Source organism: Paraburkholderia sp. UCT70 (assembly GCF_050434085.1).
Classification (GTDB): domain Bacteria; phylum Pseudomonadota; class Gammaproteobacteria; order Burkholderiales; family Burkholderiaceae; genus Paraburkholderia; species Paraburkholderia tuberum.
The window spans coordinates 2,241,820-2,260,410 of record NZ_JBNPVZ010000002.1; the positions used below are offsets into that span (position 1 = coordinate 2,241,820).

Sequence of the window (18,591 nt, forward strand, 5' to 3'; positions counted from 1 at the left end):
CATTACCGCACTTGATCCACCGGTTGAATCCGCCGCCGCTCGGTGACAGCCGGGTCAGTCCTCGATCTCTCTATCTCAGCCGGGTTGAAGGTGCTGGCACTCCGTTTGGAACCAATAGTCGACCAGGCGCTGTGCCGCTTGTAGATCATCCGGGTAATACGGATCATCAAACCACGGTGACGGGTCGTAGCCCGCTTTCCTCAAGGCAGCGAGTTCGCTTTGGTGCTGCGCCATCGTAGGGGGCGCGTTTGTCTTGAGCGCCGCCAGGTCGCGGCACTCTGTCGGAGTGAGGTGCGGCCCGGTATACGGCATGCCACCAGCGACACAGCCGGCGAGCAAAATCACCAGAGCGGGAAGTATTGACTGTGTTCCAGGCCGATTTCTCATCGTACGTCTCCTTCCCTGCGCCGCGCCGTGAACCAACTCGTAGTGCGCATCGTTGCCGCTGCGGGTGGAAAATGCTCGCCTTCGACGCATGTCACTTCGGAGCCGGAGCCGGAGCCGGCGTCGCCTTCTCTCACCACCTTGTAGATGCCACACGTCTGAACCTTCTCGCCCGGTTTGTGCCCTTCGGCCCTATCACGCTCCTTCGGTTGATCCGCCGCAGGAGCAGCAAGCATCGTTCCCCTCCCGGCTACCGCGGAGGTTGGTCAGCGAGGCGCGCCGCGAATAGGATCGCGCGAGGTTCGCATCGGCGGAGTCTCGGTCCTCGAGAGTCGCTCTTTTCGACCCGTTGCCGACGGTCAAGTCGTCGCGGTTCAAACGGCCGGTATCAAAGTGGAACGGCCAGTCGTAAGATTATTCGAGTGCCCGATGTAGAGGGTTTCCGTTAGATAACATTGCAGCGAAGCACGATGTGGCATCCACTTGAGTTTGTCGATGGTCCCAAACACGTTCGCGATGAAACTACTTCCAAAGCAACTGAACACCCGCCTGCAACTACGCAGGAAACTGCGTCGCGCCAGTGGCTTTCAAATCGCCATTGCTCATCGCCTGCGACAGCTTAACGTGGAGGATTGGCGCACGGTAACTGCCGGGCAAAGCTTTTATTTTTCGCCTGAATACCTGCAAATGCTTGAAGTGGCAGGTCCGGCCAATCTCGAGCCGCGTTACGCCTTAATCTCAGATGACGACGGACCGCGAGCCACAGTCTGCATGCAAATCGTCCGGGTGAGCCTCGAACACTTTGGTGAACAAGGCAAGCGCAAACTCAAAGTGCCATTCAAAGAGCGTATTCTTGTCTGCGGCAACCTGCTCAGTTACGGGCAGCACGGTGTTTGTTTCGCGCCGGGCAGCCCTCCTGCGGAACTGTGGCCCGCCGTGGCGGAGGCACTCTATCGTACCCGCCGATGCGAAAAGCTGGATGGTCAGACCAACGTGATTTTGGTTAAGGACATTCTGGAGGCCGACAAGGTACCCAGTGCCTGCCTTGGGAAACTCAGCTATTCTGCCGTCGAAACCGAGCCCAACATGGTGCTGACGCTACCCGAAGGCGTCCATACCCACGATGACTATCTTGCCAGTCTTGCTTCCAAGTACCGCAATGCCGTCAAGTCCCAGATCTACAAACCGTTCGATGCGGTTGGATTCCGGATCGAACGCCTTGAGGAGGTCGCCCCGGTTGCCGGACATTTACAAGATCTTTACCTGCAGACCCACGCCAATGCCAGCTTGCGCCCGTTTATGCTGGATCAGGAATACTGGCCAGCGTTAGCGGTAGCTGCCGGCGCATGTATCGCTTTCCACGTCGCAGTTAAGGGTAGCCGAATTTATGGCTTCGTTGTCACGCTCAAGGATGCGGAGACGGCGGTCGTGTGGCACATCGGTTTCGACCGCGAAACAGCCGCCAATGGTGTGCCGCTTTATCTGCGCCTCCTGCATGCGTCACTGACGCAGGCAATTGATTTCCGTTGCCGACGCGTCTCTTTCGGCAGAACGGCGCTCGCACCTAAAGCGCGCATTGGCTGTCAGCCGGAGCCGATGCAGATTTGGCTGCGCCACCGCCAGCCTCTGCTAAACCAGGCCATCAGCCCTTTGCTGCGACTGATGCAGCACGAAGAGGCGCCGGAATGCTCTCCTTTCAAAAAAACAACGAACCACTCTGAAGAGCTTTGATCTGATATAGCCGTACATATACTGAGCAAGCTCGGTGCGCATTTTGAACGTTTCCGATGAGTCTGTACATTCGGCTTTTGATGTGCCTGCCATCAGCACAAGCCGTGCGATCCCCCGGCTGAACCTCGGCTGGACGGCGACAATTATGTTGGCCGGCGCATTGACTCAGGTTTTCTATTACCAAGCGGCGCCTGTTGCCTCATGTAATTTGTTACCCGTCAGAATGCTGGCGGGGACGACTTATGACGAGGCGGCTCAGCATGACAACACGACGGGAATTGACTGAGGCAGTCGGTGAGCGGCACCGCCGTTCCAACCGAAACGCGGTTATCACCGCAGGCACGCCATCCGCGTGCTGTGCCGGGAGGCTCAGCCTCCAAAGGCGAAGCCCGGTCCGCAGCGACGCTACGACGACGAGGTGCGGGCTGCGCTGATCACGCTGTGGGAGGCTGCCGACCGGATCTGCGGCAAACGACTGAACGCGCTCATCCCCACGCTGATCGATTCGATGACCCGGCATGGCCCACTGACGCTATCGAAGCAGCCGCGCCAACGGCTCAACCAGATCAGCGCCGCCACCATCGACCGGCGCAGGCTCGTCCCTTCCACCTTCAAGGTCGTTCACATGCGAACCGCCGTCACCGAACCCATCGACATTCAAAGCATCCGCGCCGAACTCGCCGAACGGCAGGCGCGCTCGCCGCTGTTTTCGCGGCCCGGCTTTCTGATTCGCCGTATGCATCAGATCCACACATTCCTGTTCGCGCAGGAAACCAGCGAGTTCAACATCACGCCGGTGCAGTTCAGCCTGCTCACCGCGCTCGATTCGCTCGGCGAGATGGATCAGAACACACTGGCGACGGAAGTGGGGCTGGAGCGATCGAGCGTCGCTGAAGTGATTCCGCGCCTGAACGCGCGCGGTCTCGTGAGTCGCACGCAGGCCGAGCACGACAAGCGTCTGCGCCTTGTCAAACTCACGCCTGCTGGCAAGCGTCTCGTCAAGAAGATGGGACAGGCCGTGCAGCGCGCGCACGATCGCACCATCGAGCATCTGTCACCTCTCGAGCGTGACGTGTTCATGCTGCAAATGATCCGCCTCGTCGAAGCGAACAACTCGGACAGCCTCGTGCCCTTGCACCTGCCGGACAGCCAGTTGCTCGCGCACGACGAAAGCTCGGTCGACGTCGACGCGATATGAATGCGTTGCTTCGATCCGGATGCCTAATCAATTTCCCTGGGGCTCGGAAGCCACGCATTCGGCGCTCGCGCTCGCGCGTCGGCTGATGACTGCTTTGCGCGGTTGTTGATACGAGCGCTCGCCTTGACGAACACATGCCTGACGTCCGCCGGTTCAGGGATATTGGCCTTCGCCGCCGGATAGCTGCTGTGAACACGGCTAGCGGAATTTACGAACATCAACACCGGCCGATGGGAAAGGCCAGCTCACCGGCCCCTCGGCGTTATGCGGTTTTCGATTGCCCCGGCCTTGCCTTCGCCCTCAGCCGTGCTGCTGAGCCGCCGTGGCTTGCCAGCCAGTGCGCGCTTCCACCCACTCCGCCAACATCAGCAAATCCAGGTCGCCGTGAGCGGCGCCCACCAGTTGTGCGCCAAGCGGCAAGCCCGCCGGCCCGAATCCCACCGGAACGGTCACGGCCGGTACACCGAGGAACGTCCACGGTGCGCAGAACGATGCGTCGCCCGTATAGTCGAGTCCGCGCGGCGGCTCGCCCGTGGCCGGCGCGACCAGCAGCGCATCGAGCGCCATCGTGCGCGTCAGCCAGTCGTGAAAGCGATGCGCCATCGGCATCTGCGCCGCCTTGATCCTGGCGTAGGCGGTGACGGACAGCTTGCGTCCCTCGTCGACGAGACCGCGCATTGCTTGGCTCACGAGCTCGGGCGTGCGATCGACAAGTTCGCCGTGCGTGATGGCCGCTTCCACGGACATCAGTTTCAACGCATGCGCGGGCGTTTCGAAGATCTCGACAGGCAGATCGACTGAGACTATCTCGGCACCGTCTCGCGCGAGCTGGGCCGCGAGCCTGTCCAGCGCGGCCTGCTGCGCCGGCTCGACTTCGCCGCCGACCTGTTTCGACAGCACGCCGATGCGCCGCGTCCCAGTGCCGCGCGTCGTCGCGGCAGTGTGCGGAACGTGCGAGACGTGCGGATCGGCTGCATCGGCCCCAGTGACGAGCGCGAGTGTGTAAGCTACATCGGCGACGCGCGTCGCGAACATGCCGACGTGATCGAGCGACCACGCCAGCGGCAACACGCCCGTGCGCGCGATCGCGCCATAAGTCGGCTTGAACCCGACGATGCCGCAGTACGCCGCAGGCCGGATCACCGAGCCCTGTGTCTGCGTGCCGAGTGCGAGCGGCACGATGCCCGCCGCCACCGCCGCCGCGGAGCCACTCGACGAACCACCCGGTGTGAACCCGCCATTCCACGGGTTGACGGTCGCGCCCGGCTGACGCCAGGCGAATTCGGTGGTCACGGTCTTGCCGATAATCGACGCGCCCGCCGCACGCAGACGCGCCACCACCCACGCATCGTGCTCAGGGCGTCGGCCCTTGTAGGCGGGTGAGTTGAATTCGGTCGGCATGCCGGCGGTATCCAGAACGTCCTTCACCGCGACAGGCACGCCCGCCAACGGCGCAGTCGCATCGACGGCATTGACCGGCGCGATCTCCGGCAAATAGCAGAACGCATGCAATGACGCCTGCGATTCGCACGCGGCATCGTAGGCGCGCACGACGTACTGCGCGACGTCTGCATTGCCCGAGGCGACCTCGGCGCGAATCCGGGCGATAGTGGGAATCGGGGCGACGGTGGAAGAAGCAGGGAACATAGTCATGGAAGCGTCGGCAAACGGTGTCATTTCGCGGCAAGCGCCGGCTGAATGTAACTCTGAACGATGAACCTATCGTAGCTGGGTTGCTGCTTCAGGTTGCCGAGGGCGATCTGCGTGTCCATCGCGACGGTCAGCGCTTTCGGCGTGATGCCGACGTTCTTCGGATACACGCCTTCGTCCAGCATGCGCTTGACGGCTGCATCGACCACCACGGGATCGAGCGTCGGGAATTCCTTGCGAGCGATCGCCGCGGTTTCCGCAGGATGGCCCTGCATGAAAACCAGCGCGTTTTGCAGCCCCTTCACGAACCTCGCGGCCGCATCAGGATCGACGCTGCGTTTGGCGGAGATCGACGAGAACGCGTATTCGCCATAGAGCTTCGGAAAGCCGAGCACGACTTTCATGCCCTTCGCGACGGCCTGATCGAGACCCGGCTCATACATCACCGCGATCTTCGACTGACCGGCGACCAGCGGTCCGATCTCCGAGCCGAGCGGCACCTGAATCAGCTTGATGTCACTCTCGGACATGCCGTTCTCCTTCAACAGCTTGAAGAACAGCGACGTGCTCGTAGTCGGCATCTGTCCCGACACGACAACCTGATCCTTCACATCCTTGATGCCGCTGAACTTCACGTCCGGCGCAACCGCGATCCACACCGCCGCACCGTTCACGACGTTGGCGATCACGTCGACATCCGCGCCCTTCTCGGCGGCCACGGCCGTCCACTCCGGCCCGTGCAGCGAGAAATCGGCGCTGCCCGACAGCACGGCGGAGAGCGCCGCGCTCGGGCTACCCGCCGTCTGCTTGCTAACGTCGAGTCCCTGCTTCTCGAAGAAGCCACCGTCGATCGCTACATAGAGCGGCAAATACAGCATCGACTGGAACGCCTGCGAAATAGTCACTTTCTTGCCTGCGGCAAGCGCCGGCGTCGAAACAGCTGCAACGCTCACTGTTAAAGCGATGCTCAGCGCGGTCAGCGCTTTTCTTGCGGTTAGTGCCATCGTCTGTCCTGAGATGAAGTGGTTGGACTGCCGGAAATGGGTTAAACCTTGAGCGTGGTGGTATTCGACGCCTGCCGCCACGGCAGCAGCTTGCGCTCGAGCAGGTCGATCAAAAAGTACAGAACGAAGCCGATCGCCATCAGTACGAACAGGCCCGCCCACACGGTGTTGAGGTCATACAGGCTCGACGCTGTGAAGATCATGTGCCCGAGGCCCTTCTCTGACGAGATGAATTCGCCCACCACCGCGCCAACCAGACCGAAGCCGACGTTGATGCGAAAGGTGGAGATCACATAAGGGAGGGTGAACGGCACCACCACTTTCATGAAGACATCGTTTTTGTTCGCGCCGAGCGTGACAAGCAGCGCCTGCAAATCGGGATCGGCGTCTTTGGCCGCTTCATACGCGGCGATCAGCGCGACGATCGCGGTCAGCGAAATGGCCAGCGCGACCTTCGAGATCAACCCGGTGCCGAACCACAAAATCACGATCGGTGCGAAAGCGATCTTCGGCACACTGTTGATCGCGACGATGAATGGCTCGATCAGCCGCGCGACGAACGGCGAATACCACAGCGCGAGCCCGCACACCGATCCGACCGCCGTGCCGAACACGAAACCGAGAATGGCTTCGAAAAGCGTATAGCCGGTGTCGATAAAAAGCTGATGCGATTGCATGTCGCGCACGAGCGCCGCGAGGATTTTCGACGGCGAGCCGACTAGGAAATTCGATACCCAGCCCAAGCGCGCCGCCCCTTCCCAGATGGCGAAGAACGCAATCACGGCCGCCAGTTGCAGCAGCGAGCGGCCCCAGCCGCTGTCAAGTGCGTACCGCACGCGAGCCTTCGGTGCACGCCGTGCCGGTGCCGATTTATCGATGGAAACGGACTGCGTCATGCTGCCTTTACCTCCGTCTGAATATCGAGCTCGCCGCACAATGCATGAAAGTAACCCGCGAAGTTGGGGTCGCTGCGCGCACCGATCGGTGAGCGCGCGGCGATGTCGATGTCATAGATCTTCTTCACCTGCGAAGGCCGGCCGCCGAGCACGACCACGCGCCTGGACAACGCGACCGCTTCGTCGATGTCGTGTGTGACGAGCACCACTGTCTTATGGAACGTTTCGACAGCTTCCATCAACACGCCTTCCAGGTACAGGCGGGTCTGGTAGTCGAGCGCCGAGAACGGCTCGTCCAGCAAGATGATGTCGGGATCGTTGATCAGCGTGCGGATGAGCGCGACGCGCTGACGCATGCCGCCCGACAGCATGCGGGGATAGGCATGTTCGAAGCCCGCGAGGCCATACGTGTTGAGGTATTCCATCGCCATGTCGTGTGCCTGAGCGGCCGGCATATTCGACAGTTCCGGTCCGATCAGCACGTTTTGCAGCACGGTACGCCACGGCAGCAGCAGGTCGCGCTGCATCATGTAGCCGACCTTGCCGCGTAAGCCGTCGACGCTTTGCCCGCGATAGACGATATCGCCGCTATCCGCCTCGAGCAGGCCGGCGATCACGTTGAACACGGTCGTTTTCCCGCAGCCCGAAGGCCCGATGATGCTGACGAAATCGCGTTCGTGAATATCGAAGGTCAGACCGCCGAGGACGTCGACCGAGCCGAGTTTGTTCGAAAACGATTTGCGGATATTGCGTAAGGCAAGCTGAACGGGCATGTTTGTTCCTCGACGACGGTTCGGTGTGCATTGCGGCAGACGGCGGGCGGAGTCAAACGCCCCGCTGTGCGGCGAGAAAGCGGCGGCGCATCGGCTTAAGCACGGCAATGGCCAGCAGTGCGGTGGCGATGTCGAGCGTGATCGCGGTGGAGAACACCGGCTCCCAACTGCCCGCGTGCTGATGCAGCAATGCCGCGAGCGGACCGCCGAAGATCGAACCGATCCCTTGCGAGATGTAGAGCCAGCCGTAGTTCTCGGTGGCGTGACGCGTGCCGAAGGTGTCCGTCAGCGTCGCCGGGAACAATGAGAAGATTTCGCCCCAGCCGAAGAACACCACGCCCGACAGCAGCACGAATAGCACGGCGTTATCGCGCGTGAGCAGCCACAGCGCCATTGCTACGCCTTCGAGCGCGAACGCGAAGAACATTGTGTTCTCGCGCCCCACCTTGTCCGACACCCAGCCGAACAGCGGCCGCGTGAGTCCGTTCGTGAATCGGTCGATTGTCAACGCCAGCGGTAGCGCAGCCATGCCGAACACGAGCACCTTGGTCACGCCGAAGTCGGCGGCGAAGGTGGCCATCTGCGAGGTGACCATCAGACCCGACGTGGACATCATGGTCATCATCGCGAACATCAGCCAGAAGAGCGGCGTCTTCAGTGTCTGCGACGGGCGAAAACTCGCGACCGTCGGCGCGGAAATGGAACCCGCGGAACCGGCGGCATCGTCGTGCGAAGGCGGCACGCGCAAACCCTGCGAAGCCAGCAGACCGACCACTGCGAACGCAATGCCGAACATCCACAGCGTGGCTTCGATGCCGCGTGTCTGCAGCGACGTGGCGATCGGGAACGTCGTGACGATCGCGCCCATGCCATAGCCGGCAGCCACCGCGCCCGCCGCGAAGCCGCGCCTGGTCGGGAACCAGCGCACCATCAGCCCCACCACGCCGACATACACAATGCCCGTGCCCAGCCCGCCGATCACACCGTAGGTCAGATAGAGCATCGGCGCGCTATGCACCTGCGAGGCCAGAATCCAGCTCAGGCCCGCCATCGCGGTGCCGATCGAGATCGGCATGCGCGGTCCGAAGCGGTCGATCAGCTTGCCCTGAAACGCCGAGAAAAACGTCTGCAATATGATCAGCAGCGAGAACGTGACTTGCAGTTCAGGTAGCGCTACGCCGAGTTTCGCGGCGAGCGGTTTGGTCATCAGCGTCCATACATATTGCGGACTTGAGATCGCCATCATGCAGACGAGACCCAGCCCCAGCTGAAGCCAACGGTTGTCTGTCACGGTGGTCGACGTGCTGCGGAGGTCCGCCGACGCTATGGATTGCAAGCGTGTGGGTGTGGTCATCGTAACTCCATTTACTGAGCAAATGCCTGCCGGCGCCCGGCAGACGTGCAGCGTCCTCCGGGCCTCAAAGGCCGGACCTGCAATCTGATTGAAAAAAAGCGCGCGTGTGCGTCTACCAGCCCGCGGCTGCCCCGTCACTGCGCGGATCGTAGCCCGCTTCAATCAATCCATCTGGATACCGAACGATTGCGCCGGCGTGTCCCATTGCCTCGTCGTAGGCCTGCATCGTCTCGACCTGGTGGCCGAGCGCTTCGAGCCGGGCCACTGTGCCGGGCGCGAAGCGCGCTTCGAGCTTGAGCGTGTCGGTCGACTGGCCCCAGGTCCGGCCCAGCAGCCAACGCGGCGCATCGATCGCGGCTTGCGGATTCCAGCCGAATTTCGCGATGCGTGAGAAAACCGCGCTCTGCGATTGCGGCTGGCCGTCGCCGCCCATGTTGCCGTAGACCATCGTACGGCCGTCGGCAAAACGTGCGAGCGCCGGGTTCAGCGTATGAAAAGGCCGGCGCAGCGGCATCAGCGGATTGCGTGCGCGCTCGTCGAGCGAAAAACTGCAGCCGCGGTTCTGCCAGTTGATGCCCGACCCCGCCAGCACGATGCCGCTGCCGAACTCGTGATAGATGCTCTGGATGAAGCTCACCGCGACACCGTTGCTGTCTGTCACGCCAAGCCACACCGTATCGCCCGGCCCGCGACCGGCGCCCCACGGCGCGGCCTCCGTGATCGAGACTTGCGCGGCCATCGCGTCAAGCGCGGCCGGCTGCAGCAACTCACGCGGATCGACGCGCATGTAATCCGGGTCGGTAATCTCGGCGTCGCGCACGGCGAACGCCAGCTTGGTCGCTTCGACGCACGCATGCACGAACTCGGGACCAAGCGGGTCCATGTCCTTCGTCAGCACCCGATCGAGGATGCCCAGAATCAGCAGCGACACCAGCCCCTGGGTCGGCGGGGGCATGTTATAGATCGTGCCCAGTGAGTGCTTGAGCGCGAGTGGCGTTCGCAGGCGCGCCTCGTGCCGTTCGAGATCCGCAAGGCTCAGCAGGGAGCCCGCCGACTGCAGATCGCTGGCAATGCTGCGTGCGAGGTCGCCCCGATAGAAGTCGTCGAAGCCCGCGTCGGCCAGACGTTCGAGCGTAGCGGCAAGACGCGGTGCGACGAAGCGCTCGCCGGTAACGGGCGCGGAACCGCCGTGTAGAAAGGTTTCGGTGAAACCCGCGATCGGGCGCAATTCGGCAAGGCGGCTCTCCACACACTGCGCCTGGCTGCATGTGACCGGCACGCCGTGCTTCGCGTAATGGATCGCGTCTTCCAGCAGGCGTTTGACCGGCAGCCTGCCCCCGAGCGTTTCAGCCGACCAGCGCTGCGCGCGCTGCCAGCCCGACACCGTGCCGGCCACGGTATTGGCTGCAAGCGGGCCGCGCACGGGAATCGCCGATAATCCGCGCGCGCGGTATTCGTCGATTGTTGCGGCCAGCGCCGCCGCGCCACATGCTTCGATGCCGACCGGCTCGGCGCCGGGACGGGAGATCAGCCAGAAGCCGTCCCCGCCCATGCTGTTCATGTGCGGATAGATGACCGCGATGGTCGCGGCGGCGGAAATCATCGCTTCGACGGCATTGCCGCCTTCACGCAGGATCGCAAGAGCGCTCTGCGCGGCGAGCCCGTGAGGCGCAACCGCCATGCCACGGGTTCCGCGGCCCGGATTCAGGAATTTGGATGCCATGGGAGCAATAGGGGTAGCTTGTATACATACCCATGCCTATGCGAAAACCGTGCCATCAGCCAGGGTTCCCGCAGAGGCTGGCTGCAGAAGGTGCTTAAAAGCTCGAGCCGCTCCAACGTATGTTGCTAGATGGTGCCGCGCAACCTTGGTGGTGCATAGGGAGCGCTGTGAGGCTCCAATGCGGTGCGGGCGCGTTGCAGGCGCTCGGTCGTCAGCGTGCGCACCTCCGCCCGGCTCCCTTCTATGTGCCGTCCCAGCAACTCGACTGCACTGTCCGCCGCAAGATTGCGGACGGCCGCGAGAATTGCAATGTGTTCGTCGTAAGTGTCATCGATGCAGTCGCCATAGACGAGATCGAGCCGCCGCACCACGCGGATGCGGTCGGTCACGCGCTGCATGGCCGCGCTCAACTCGGCGTTGCCGGCGGCGACGACCAACGCCTCGTGAAAGGCTTCGTCGAGTGCCACCATTTCGCGGCCATCGCGAACGCGCTGTGCGTGAGGAACGTTCCAGATGCGGTCGAGCCGGTCGAGCATCTGCAAGGCGGTCGCGGATAAGGCGCCGTCGACCCCAAAGAACCGGCTGACCGAAAACGTCTCGATCAGCTTGCGCATTTCGTATAGATCTTCGAAGCGCTTGAAATCGATCGGCACGACTTCCCAGCCGCCGCGCACATAGCCGCGCATCAACCCGTCGCTTTGGAGGCGCTGCAGCGCCTCGCGCGCCGGTGTGCGGGAAACGCCGAAGCGATCCGCGATACTGCCTTCGGTCATACGATCGCCGGGCAGCAGGCGCATGTCGAAGATATCGTCGCGCACGCTGAAATAAACATGGTCAGCGCGCGATGAGGGAGATTGGGTTGTGTCTTTCACGCATGAGCCTGGAATTGACGGGTCTTTTCGGCAGTGACTATCGGATAGCCTCAAAACATCCGTCAACAGAAATTTAATCTGCCGGCGGCTCGGGCGGACGCCGCCATTGTGGCGTCAGTAACAAACTTAAATCGGACAGGTGCCGTATGTCGAGAAGCTGGGTAATACGGATGCTGAAAAGCTGAGGGCGCATGGAGTACTCCGCACTCCGGGGCGCGCCAGGCGCGCTTCTGGCTAGCGAGAAATGCTCCTGCAAGCTGATGATGCTCATCGCTTAAGTTCGCTGGCTCCGTAGCTGGAACGCCCGGTGCACCATGGCCTACCTCGCTTTGTTGCCGGTGGGTGCCGCAAAGCGCAAGCGGCTCTTCACTCGTTCGGCCAGAAAAGAGACCGCCTTGTACGTCCGGTCGGCTATCATGCCTATCCTCTCCGAAGTAGCTCCTTATGATTTCCGTCCGTAATGTCACGCTGCGCCGCGGCGTCAATGTCGTACTCGATAGCGCGTCCGTCACCTTCACCCCCGGCGAAAAGATTGGCCTTGTCGGCCGCAATGGCGCCGGCAAGTCATCCTTCTTCGGCCTTCTCAACGGCACGCTGCACGAAGACGGCGGCGAGTTCTCGATTCCCGCTGCATGGAAGATGGGCCAGGTCGCGCAGGAGATGCCGGAGACCGAGCAGAGTGCGACCGACTTCGTCATCGAGGGTGACACCATACTGCTGGCCGCGCAGGCCGAAGTAGCCGCCGCTGAGGCCAGCGACGATGGCATGCGCATGGCGCACGCCTACATGGCCCTGCACGACGCCGGGGCACACGATGCCCCCGCACGTGCCCAGGCGCTGATCCAGGGCCTTGGCTTCAGTGCTGCACAGCTTGGCCAGCCGGTCAACAGTTTCTCCGGCGGCTGGCGCATGCGACTGCAGCTGGCGCGCGCGCTCATGTGCCCGTCGGACCTGCTGTTGCTCGACGAACCGACCAATCACCTCGACCTCGACGCGCTGGTCTGGCTGGAAGCGTGGCTCAAGCGCTATCAAGGAACCCTGGTAGTGATCAGCCACGATCGCGAATTCCTCGACGCGGTGACGCAGGTGACGGTGCACGTCGACAACGCCAAGCTCGTGCGTTATGGCGGCAACTACAGCAAGTTCGAAGAGATGCGCGCCGAGCAACTGCTGTTGCAGCAGGCCGCGATGGCCAGACAGGCGGACAAGATCGCCCACCTCCAGAAGTTCATCGACCGTTTCAAGGCGAAGGCCTCGAAGGCGAAACAGGCGCAGAGCCGGGTCAAGGCGCTCGAACGCATGGAGAAGATCGCACCCGTGCTTGCAGACGCGGAGTTCACCTTCGAGTTCAAGGAGCCCCTCAACGTCCCGAACCCGCTGTTGTCGATGCTGGACACGAGCTTCGGCTACCCCGCGCCGGCCGGCGCACTGCCGGGCACGCCGCCCACGGTCATCGTGCGGGGCATCAACCGTTCGGTGCTGGCCGGGCAGCGGATCGGCATTCTCGGTGCCAACGGCCAAGGCAAGTCCACGCTGGTGAAGACGGTGGCGCACGCACTGGCGCCGATTGCCGGCGAAATCAGCGAAGGCAAAGGCCTGAACATCGGCTACTTTGCACAGCAGGAGCTGGACGTGCTGCGTCCTCTCGACACACCGTTGGAACACATGATCCGCCTTGCCAGGGACACGCCGGCGCACCTGCGTGCCCCCGGCCAGAGTGGCACCGAACAATCGCTTCGCACCTTCCTCGGCACCTTCAACTTCAGTGGTGACATGGTCCATCAGGCGGTCGGCACGATGAGCGGCGGCGAAAAGGCGCGGCTCGTGTTGTGCATGATCGTGTGGCAGCGCCCCAACCTGTTGCTGCTCGACGAGCCTACCAACCACCTCGACCTGGCCACACGCGAAGCGCTAGGCATGGCACTCAACGAATTCGAAGGCACAGTGTTGCTGGTCAGTCACGACCGGTCCCTGCTGCGCGCGGTATGTGACGAGTTCTGGCTCGTCACCAAGGGTGGCGTCGAGCCCTTCGACGGCGATCTGGACGACTACCAGCAGTTCCTGCGCGACGAAGCCCGTCGCATGCGCGAGCAGGCTGCCGCGGAGCAGAAGGTCATCGCCTGAGTTACCTCCAGGCGGGCGGCGGGCGTTGCATGGCGGGCGACGCGCGGACGTTCGCCAACGTCTTCAGCATTCGTGCGGACAAGCGCGCTCCAATGCAAGATATCGGCCACAAGCAGCCAGTCGATGCCGCGCCACGGATCGTGGACGATCCGCCGATCAACCCGGCCGGCGCTCTGCATATCAGGTGACCACCCGTCAGGGACACCTTGGGAGGGCACGTACACGCCTCGGCACGGCGAACATCGGCGACGCGTTCGCGCGAATCGTCGTATGGGTTCTACGAAACGATCCAACATGCACAGGTTCCGATCCACCGAACATCAGTGGACTCGGCGCAAGATTTAGAACGTGTGAACCTGAACGGCAGAAATAGCGACTACAAACATATCCGCTCCGGTCGTGACAAGGTGGGCGGCGCCCAACATCTCATCAGCGGGGCGGGTGAGATAGCGGACTATGGTCGGTCATACTGCCCGCCCGAAATAGCGACATTACATCGTTGCCCGAAGCGGAAAGCTCTACTTCTGAGCGCCGTTAAAAACGGGGGACTAAGAAGGCCCTCGATCTGCCTTTGTATCTGGCCATCAACGTCGGCGGCATCAACATTGATGCACGCCGGCACAGATGGTCGCGCAGGTATCGAACGGGTGTTTTTTGAGCGGAGGATGAGCGGTATCATCGCGTCCAGCCATGACTCACAACCCTACTTCGCAGTAGCCGCCGCATTGGCCCGCGCCTTATGCAATTTTTTGTAGCTGTCGATCAGGCGGTGGTGCCTGTCGAGACCCTCCAGCTTCATACTCGTTGGCGTTAGCCCAAAGAAGCGCACGCTGCCGTCCACTGTCCCAAGTACCGCGTCCATGCGGGCGTTGCCAAACATTCGACGGAAGTTGACCACGTAGTCGTCCAGTTCAAGGTCGTCATCGAGCATCACCTCCAGGACCACATTCAAGGCCTGGTAAAACAATCCGCGCTCGACCGTGTTGTCGTTGTACTGCAGAAAAGCTCCGACCAGCTCCTGCCCTTCCTCAAATTGCTTCAAGGCGAGATGAATCAACAGTTTCAACTCGAGAACTGTTAGCTGCCCCCAGTCCGTATTCTCGTCAAATTCGATGCCGATCAAAGTGGCAATATCGGAGTGCTCGTCCAGCTCACTGTTCTCCAACCGCTTAAGCAGTGCTGCCAGGGAGGCATTGTCCAGTCGATGCAAGTTCAAAATATCCGCGCGGAACAATAGCGCCTTGTTTGTGTTATCCCAGATCAAATCCTCTACCGGGTAAACTTCCGAATAATCGGGCACCAAAATCCGACAGGCTACGGCACCCAGTTGGTCATACACCGCCGTGTACACCTCCTTGCCCATGTCTTCGAGAATGCCGAACAAGGTTGCTGCTTCCTCGGCATTGGAGTTTTCACCCTGGCCCGAAAAATCCCACTCAACAAACTCGTAATTCGCTTTGGCGCTGAAAAAGCGCCACGACACCACACCGCTGGAATCAATGAAGTGCTCAACAAAATTGTTTGGTTCAGTCACGGCGTTACTGACAAAGGTGGGCTGAGGTAAATCGTTCAGGCCTTCAAAACTACGCCCCTGCAGTAATTCCGTCAGACTCCGTTCCAGCGCCACCTCGAAGCTTGGGTGCGCGCCGAACGAGGCAAAGACACCGCCTGTGCGCGGGTTCATCAAGGTGACGCACATCACCGGGTAGGTCCCGCCCAGCGACGCATCCTTTACCAGCACCGGAAAGCCCTGCTCTTCCAATCCATGAATTCCGGCCAGAATGCCAGGGTATTTCGCCAGCACTTCGTGCGGCACATCAGGCAAAGCGATTTCGCCTTCCAGAATTTCGCGCTTTACCGCCCGTTCGAAAATTTCGGACAGACATTGCACCTGTGCTTCGGCCAGCGTATTACCGGCACTCATGCCATTGCTGACGAACAGGTTCTCGATCAGGTTGGACGGAAAATACACCACTTCGCCGTCCGACTGCCGCACAAACGGCAGCGAACAGATGCCGCGCTCCACATTGCCGGAGTTGGTGTCGTATAGACGCGAGCCATACAACTCGCCATCGGGATTATAAATTTCGAGGCAGTACTCATCCAGAATTTCAGCCGGCAGCAAATCCTTAGGGCCAGGCTTGAACCAGCGCTCATTCGGGTAATGCACAAACTCCGCATTGGCGATGTCTTCGCCCCAAAATGCACCGCCATAGAAATGGTTGCAATTCAGTCGCTCGATAAACTCTCCCAACGCTGACGCCAACGCGCTTTCTTTGGTCGCTCCCTTGCCATTGGTAAAACACATCGGCGAGTGCGCATCGCGAATATGAAGCGACCACACATTTGGAACGATATTGCGCCACGAAGCGATCTCTATCTTCATGCCCAAGCCCGCCAGAACGCCCGACATATTGGCGATGGTTTGCTCCAACGGCAAATCCTTGCCCGCAATATAGGTGCTGGCATCAGAAGCCGACTTCAACGTCAGCAACGACTGAGCATCGGCATCCAGGTTTTCTACCTCTTCAATCACAAACTCGGGCCCGGCTTGCACCACTTTTTTCACCGTACAACGGTCGATGAAGCGCAAAATACCTCGGCGGTCCACTTCCGAGATATCCGACGGCAACTCAACCTGAATCTTGAAAATCTGTTGGTACCGGTTTTCCGGATCAACGATATTATTCTGCGACAGGCGAATATTTTCGGTAGGAATATTGCGATTTACGCAGTACAACTTCACAAAGTAAGCTGCACACAAAGCCGATGAGGCCAGAAAATAATCGAACGGACCAGGCGCCGAGCCATCGCCCTTATAACGGATAGGCTGGTCGGCCACTACCGTGAAGTCATCGAACTTGGCTTCAAGACGCAGCTTATCGAGAAAATTGACTTTAATTTCCATGGGGAAATTCCAAAAATTGTGCTCAAAATGATGTAGCCGCTATTATCCGTCACCAAGTGCAGTTGCTGTTGCAGATCGCGAATGTTGCTAGCGGTGTCCATTGAAGCGCTGACGCTGTCCGTTTTTTCCGCTAGCGTCGCTTTGCCCCCGGAGCACGAACTCACTGCCCGGAACGACTGACAAAGCGCAGCACGATAACACTCTCACCGCCATCAATGCGAACAGTGGTGGAGGCGCCTCGACAGCCGCACTAGCCAAATTCGAGGACACGCCGAACGCTACCAAAATCAATGGACATCCTGTCGCTCATTCCTAACTGCAACGCCAGGGGTGACAGAATTGTCAATCTGGCCTCCTGGCCTTACCTCGCACGGGACACCCGTTCTCTCCACAAACGGTGAACTATTAGCAGAAACGGTTAACAGCAACACCTTGCGGCGATGATATGCAACGCTCGGATTCGCTAGCAGTCACAGCAGGACCCGCGGATCGGGACCGATCCAGATCGTTGGTCCCGGTTCGAACGGCTGCTTTGGAGAAATCCGGTCGACTGCTGTGGGTCGCGCTCTGCCGGATGGCAGTTCGGCAAGAGTCGGCCATGTGCGGTCGGTCGACGTCGCCGTCGAAATTGCTGAAAATTGCTGACTTGAACCGACAGAGGACAGATTACCCATGAGCTTAAACTCACAGCGCGTATGAGAGATGGTTCGTGCTGCGGCGTATCGCGAGGCATATTTGATCGGCCGCAAGGCGTTGGAAGAGTCTGCGTGTGACGACGAAGTGATTGCTGCGCTACGCGATTTGACCACGCAGCTAAGGTCAAATTGCATGGACCTTGCGGCACGGAAGATGGACGTCGGTCCCGAGTATGACGCTCTTGAAAATCTGCTGAGAGAAGCGAACAGATTGATTGGCGAAGACTTGTACGGGCGCAAAATTGCCTCACCACCAAGTCAGGAACGGTAGCGTGTGCCGAGGCCCTCAATCATGCCCACGTCCCCGAAGGGAGGGCGGTGTCCATTCCATCTGGGTCGTGCGCCGCCGATCAAGCATAGGCGCCAGGCTGCCAACAGCGGTCATTGTGCCAAGCTTTTAAGATGGAGCCTGACTTTGCGGCTTTGTGCCGCTGCGTGACGGGTCTGATAGCGAAGCCTGAAATCGTTGACCCTAGCGCAAACGGCGCACGCTGCACGCGACTATCGCGCTGAAGCCTGTCATGGCAACACCGCGGTGTCACGCAGACGATTAGTCAACCTGGCACCAACGACCAGAATCTGGGCACACAATGGCCCGTGCGCCGTTCAGCCAGACTTCCTCTGCGTCCAGTTGCAACGAGGTTGAAGGCGCGATGTCGAAGGCAACCTTGAGGGCGTACCCAACATGGGCATCTTCGATGGGAAGCTCCCAGGTCAGAAATATTTGGATGCAATCCTGGTCCGGCGCGAAGTCGGCCACGTTAAAACCGCTGCTGCTGCGTTGAATGACGCCATGAGGCTGACCAGTATCGAATATCACAGCCGTTCCCCGGGTTAGGGGAATGCGATGGCCCGTAGAGGGAAAATGCAAGTCCAGACCCCTGTCCTCGCTCAGGAAGAGATTGCAAAAGGCCGCACCGCCATATTGCGCACCGTCATGGTGGTACTTCGCGCCGCGGCAGGCCATGAGGGCTACGTCACTGGAGGCGAGCACCTTAGGCAGTCCAAGCGCGCACGTCCAATCGGACACTGCCTGCACACAGCGCGTGTAGTCCGGCCAGCGCGCCTGCGCTCGCGCCAAAGGCATTGCCTCGACGTCCCCGGGCTCCAGGACCAGGCGCGACGATGTCTCTCTTTCCCAATCTGCGAGCAGGCGCGCAGGGGGCACGGGCACGTCAACCGAGCCTGATAGCACAATGTCACTGACGCGTCGACTGCGGATGATGTCGCCACTCCAGAAAAAGGAAGTCAGCATGTCTCGCACTCGATGCTGTTAAGG

General features: G+C 60.7%; 15 protein-coding genes and 1 pseudogene. 5 read left to right on the plus strand and 11 right to left on the minus strand.

From position 1 onward, the window contains the following. Positions 1-75: 75 nt before the first annotated feature. Entirely contained in the window at positions 76-387 is a 312-nt protein-coding gene (locus OKW41_RS12595; protein WP_184047346.1) for a DUF4148 domain-containing protein, read from the minus strand. Between the two features lie 513 nt (positions 388-900). Between OKW41_RS12595 and OKW41_RS12600 the strand changes: the two genes are divergently transcribed. The 3 genes from OKW41_RS12600 to OKW41_RS12610 all read left to right on the plus strand — a co-directional run bounded on the left by OKW41_RS12600 (position 901) and on the right by OKW41_RS12610 (position 3,313). Continuing rightward, complete coding sequence (locus tag OKW41_RS12600) at positions 901-2,115, plus strand: GNAT family N-acetyltransferase (protein ID WP_429572695.1); 1,215 nt, start codon at positions 901-903, stop codon at positions 2,113-2,115. 34 nt (positions 2,116-2,149) lie between these two features. Beyond that, positions 2,150-2,401 (plus strand): hypothetical protein, encoded by a 252-nt coding sequence (locus OKW41_RS12605; protein ID WP_429443767.1) that lies wholly within the window; start codon positions 2,150-2,152, stop codon positions 2,399-2,401. A 66-nt stretch (positions 2,402-2,467) separates the two neighbouring features. Then, positions 2,468-3,313, plus strand: coding sequence for a MarR family winged helix-turn-helix transcriptional regulator (locus OKW41_RS12610; protein ID WP_429572696.1), 846 nt, complete (start codon positions 2,468-2,470; stop codon positions 3,311-3,313). Between the two features lie 37 nt (positions 3,314-3,350). Here OKW41_RS12610 and OKW41_RS12615 read toward each other — a convergent pair. The 8 genes and pseudogenes from OKW41_RS12615 to OKW41_RS12650 all read right to left on the minus strand — a co-directional run. Then, positions 3,351-3,498, minus strand: a pseudogene (locus tag OKW41_RS12615) (IS6 family transposase); the annotation flags it as partial. A 115-nt stretch (positions 3,499-3,613) separates the two neighbouring features. Next, a complete protein-coding gene (locus OKW41_RS12620; protein WP_429572697.1) occupies positions 3,614-4,966 on the minus strand; it encodes an amidase in 1,353 nt (450 codons plus the stop codon). A 20-nt stretch (positions 4,967-4,986) separates the two neighbouring features. Continuing rightward, positions 4,987-5,967 carry an ABC transporter substrate-binding protein gene (locus OKW41_RS12625; RefSeq protein WP_429572698.1) on the minus strand — a complete coding sequence of 327 codons (981 nt, stop codon included), beginning with the start codon at positions 5,965-5,967 and terminating at the stop codon, positions 4,987-4,989. Between the two features lie 41 nt (positions 5,968-6,008). Continuing rightward, a complete protein-coding gene (locus OKW41_RS12630) occupies positions 6,009-6,863 on the minus strand; it encodes an ABC transporter permease (RefSeq protein ID WP_429443771.1) in 855 nt (284 codons plus the stop codon). After that, positions 6,860-7,636 carry an ABC transporter ATP-binding protein gene (locus tag OKW41_RS12635; protein ID WP_184044181.1) on the minus strand — a complete coding sequence of 259 codons (777 nt, stop codon included), beginning with the start codon at positions 7,634-7,636 and terminating at the stop codon, positions 6,860-6,862. Before OKW41_RS12635 ends, OKW41_RS12630 begins: the two co-directional genes overlap by 4 nt. 52 nt (positions 7,637-7,688) lie before the next feature. Next, entirely contained in the window at positions 7,689-8,990 is a 1,302-nt protein-coding gene (oxlT, locus tag OKW41_RS12640; protein WP_429572699.1) for an oxalate/formate MFS antiporter, read from the minus strand. A gap of 112 nt (positions 8,991-9,102) precedes the next feature. Further along, positions 9,103-10,671, minus strand: a complete 1,569-nt coding sequence (locus OKW41_RS12645; RefSeq protein ID WP_429572700.1) for a gamma-glutamyltransferase family protein — start codon at positions 10,669-10,671, stop codon at positions 9,103-9,105. A gap of 167 nt (positions 10,672-10,838) precedes the next feature. Continuing rightward, on the minus strand, positions 10,839-11,585 hold the full coding sequence (locus tag OKW41_RS12650) for a GntR family transcriptional regulator (RefSeq protein WP_429572701.1): 747 nt from the start codon (positions 11,583-11,585) through the stop codon (positions 10,839-10,841). 444 nt (positions 11,586-12,029) lie between these two features. On the opposite strand from OKW41_RS12650, the gene OKW41_RS12655 reads away from it, so the two are divergent. Beyond that, positions 12,030-13,709, plus strand: coding sequence for an ABC-F family ATP-binding cassette domain-containing protein (locus OKW41_RS12655; RefSeq protein WP_429572702.1), 1,680 nt, complete (start codon positions 12,030-12,032; stop codon positions 13,707-13,709). A 29-nt stretch (positions 13,710-13,738) separates the two neighbouring features. Next, the gene (locus OKW41_RS12660; protein WP_429443775.1) at positions 13,739-13,897 is read left to right on the plus strand and encodes a hypothetical protein; all 159 of its coding nucleotides are present in this window, start codon (positions 13,739-13,741) and stop codon (positions 13,895-13,897) included. 515 nt (positions 13,898-14,412) lie between these two features. Here OKW41_RS12660 and OKW41_RS12665 read toward each other — a convergent pair. Both OKW41_RS12665 and OKW41_RS12670 read right to left on the minus strand, forming a co-directional pair. Further along, complete coding sequence (locus OKW41_RS12665; protein WP_429572703.1) at positions 14,413-16,617, minus strand: OsmC domain/YcaO domain-containing protein; 2,205 nt, start codon at positions 16,615-16,617, stop codon at positions 14,413-14,415. 1,245 nt (positions 16,618-17,862) lie between these two features. Next, a complete protein-coding gene (locus OKW41_RS12670) occupies positions 17,863-18,567 on the minus strand; it encodes a hypothetical protein (RefSeq protein WP_429443778.1) in 705 nt (234 codons plus the stop codon). Positions 18,568-18,591: the final 24 nt, after the last annotated feature.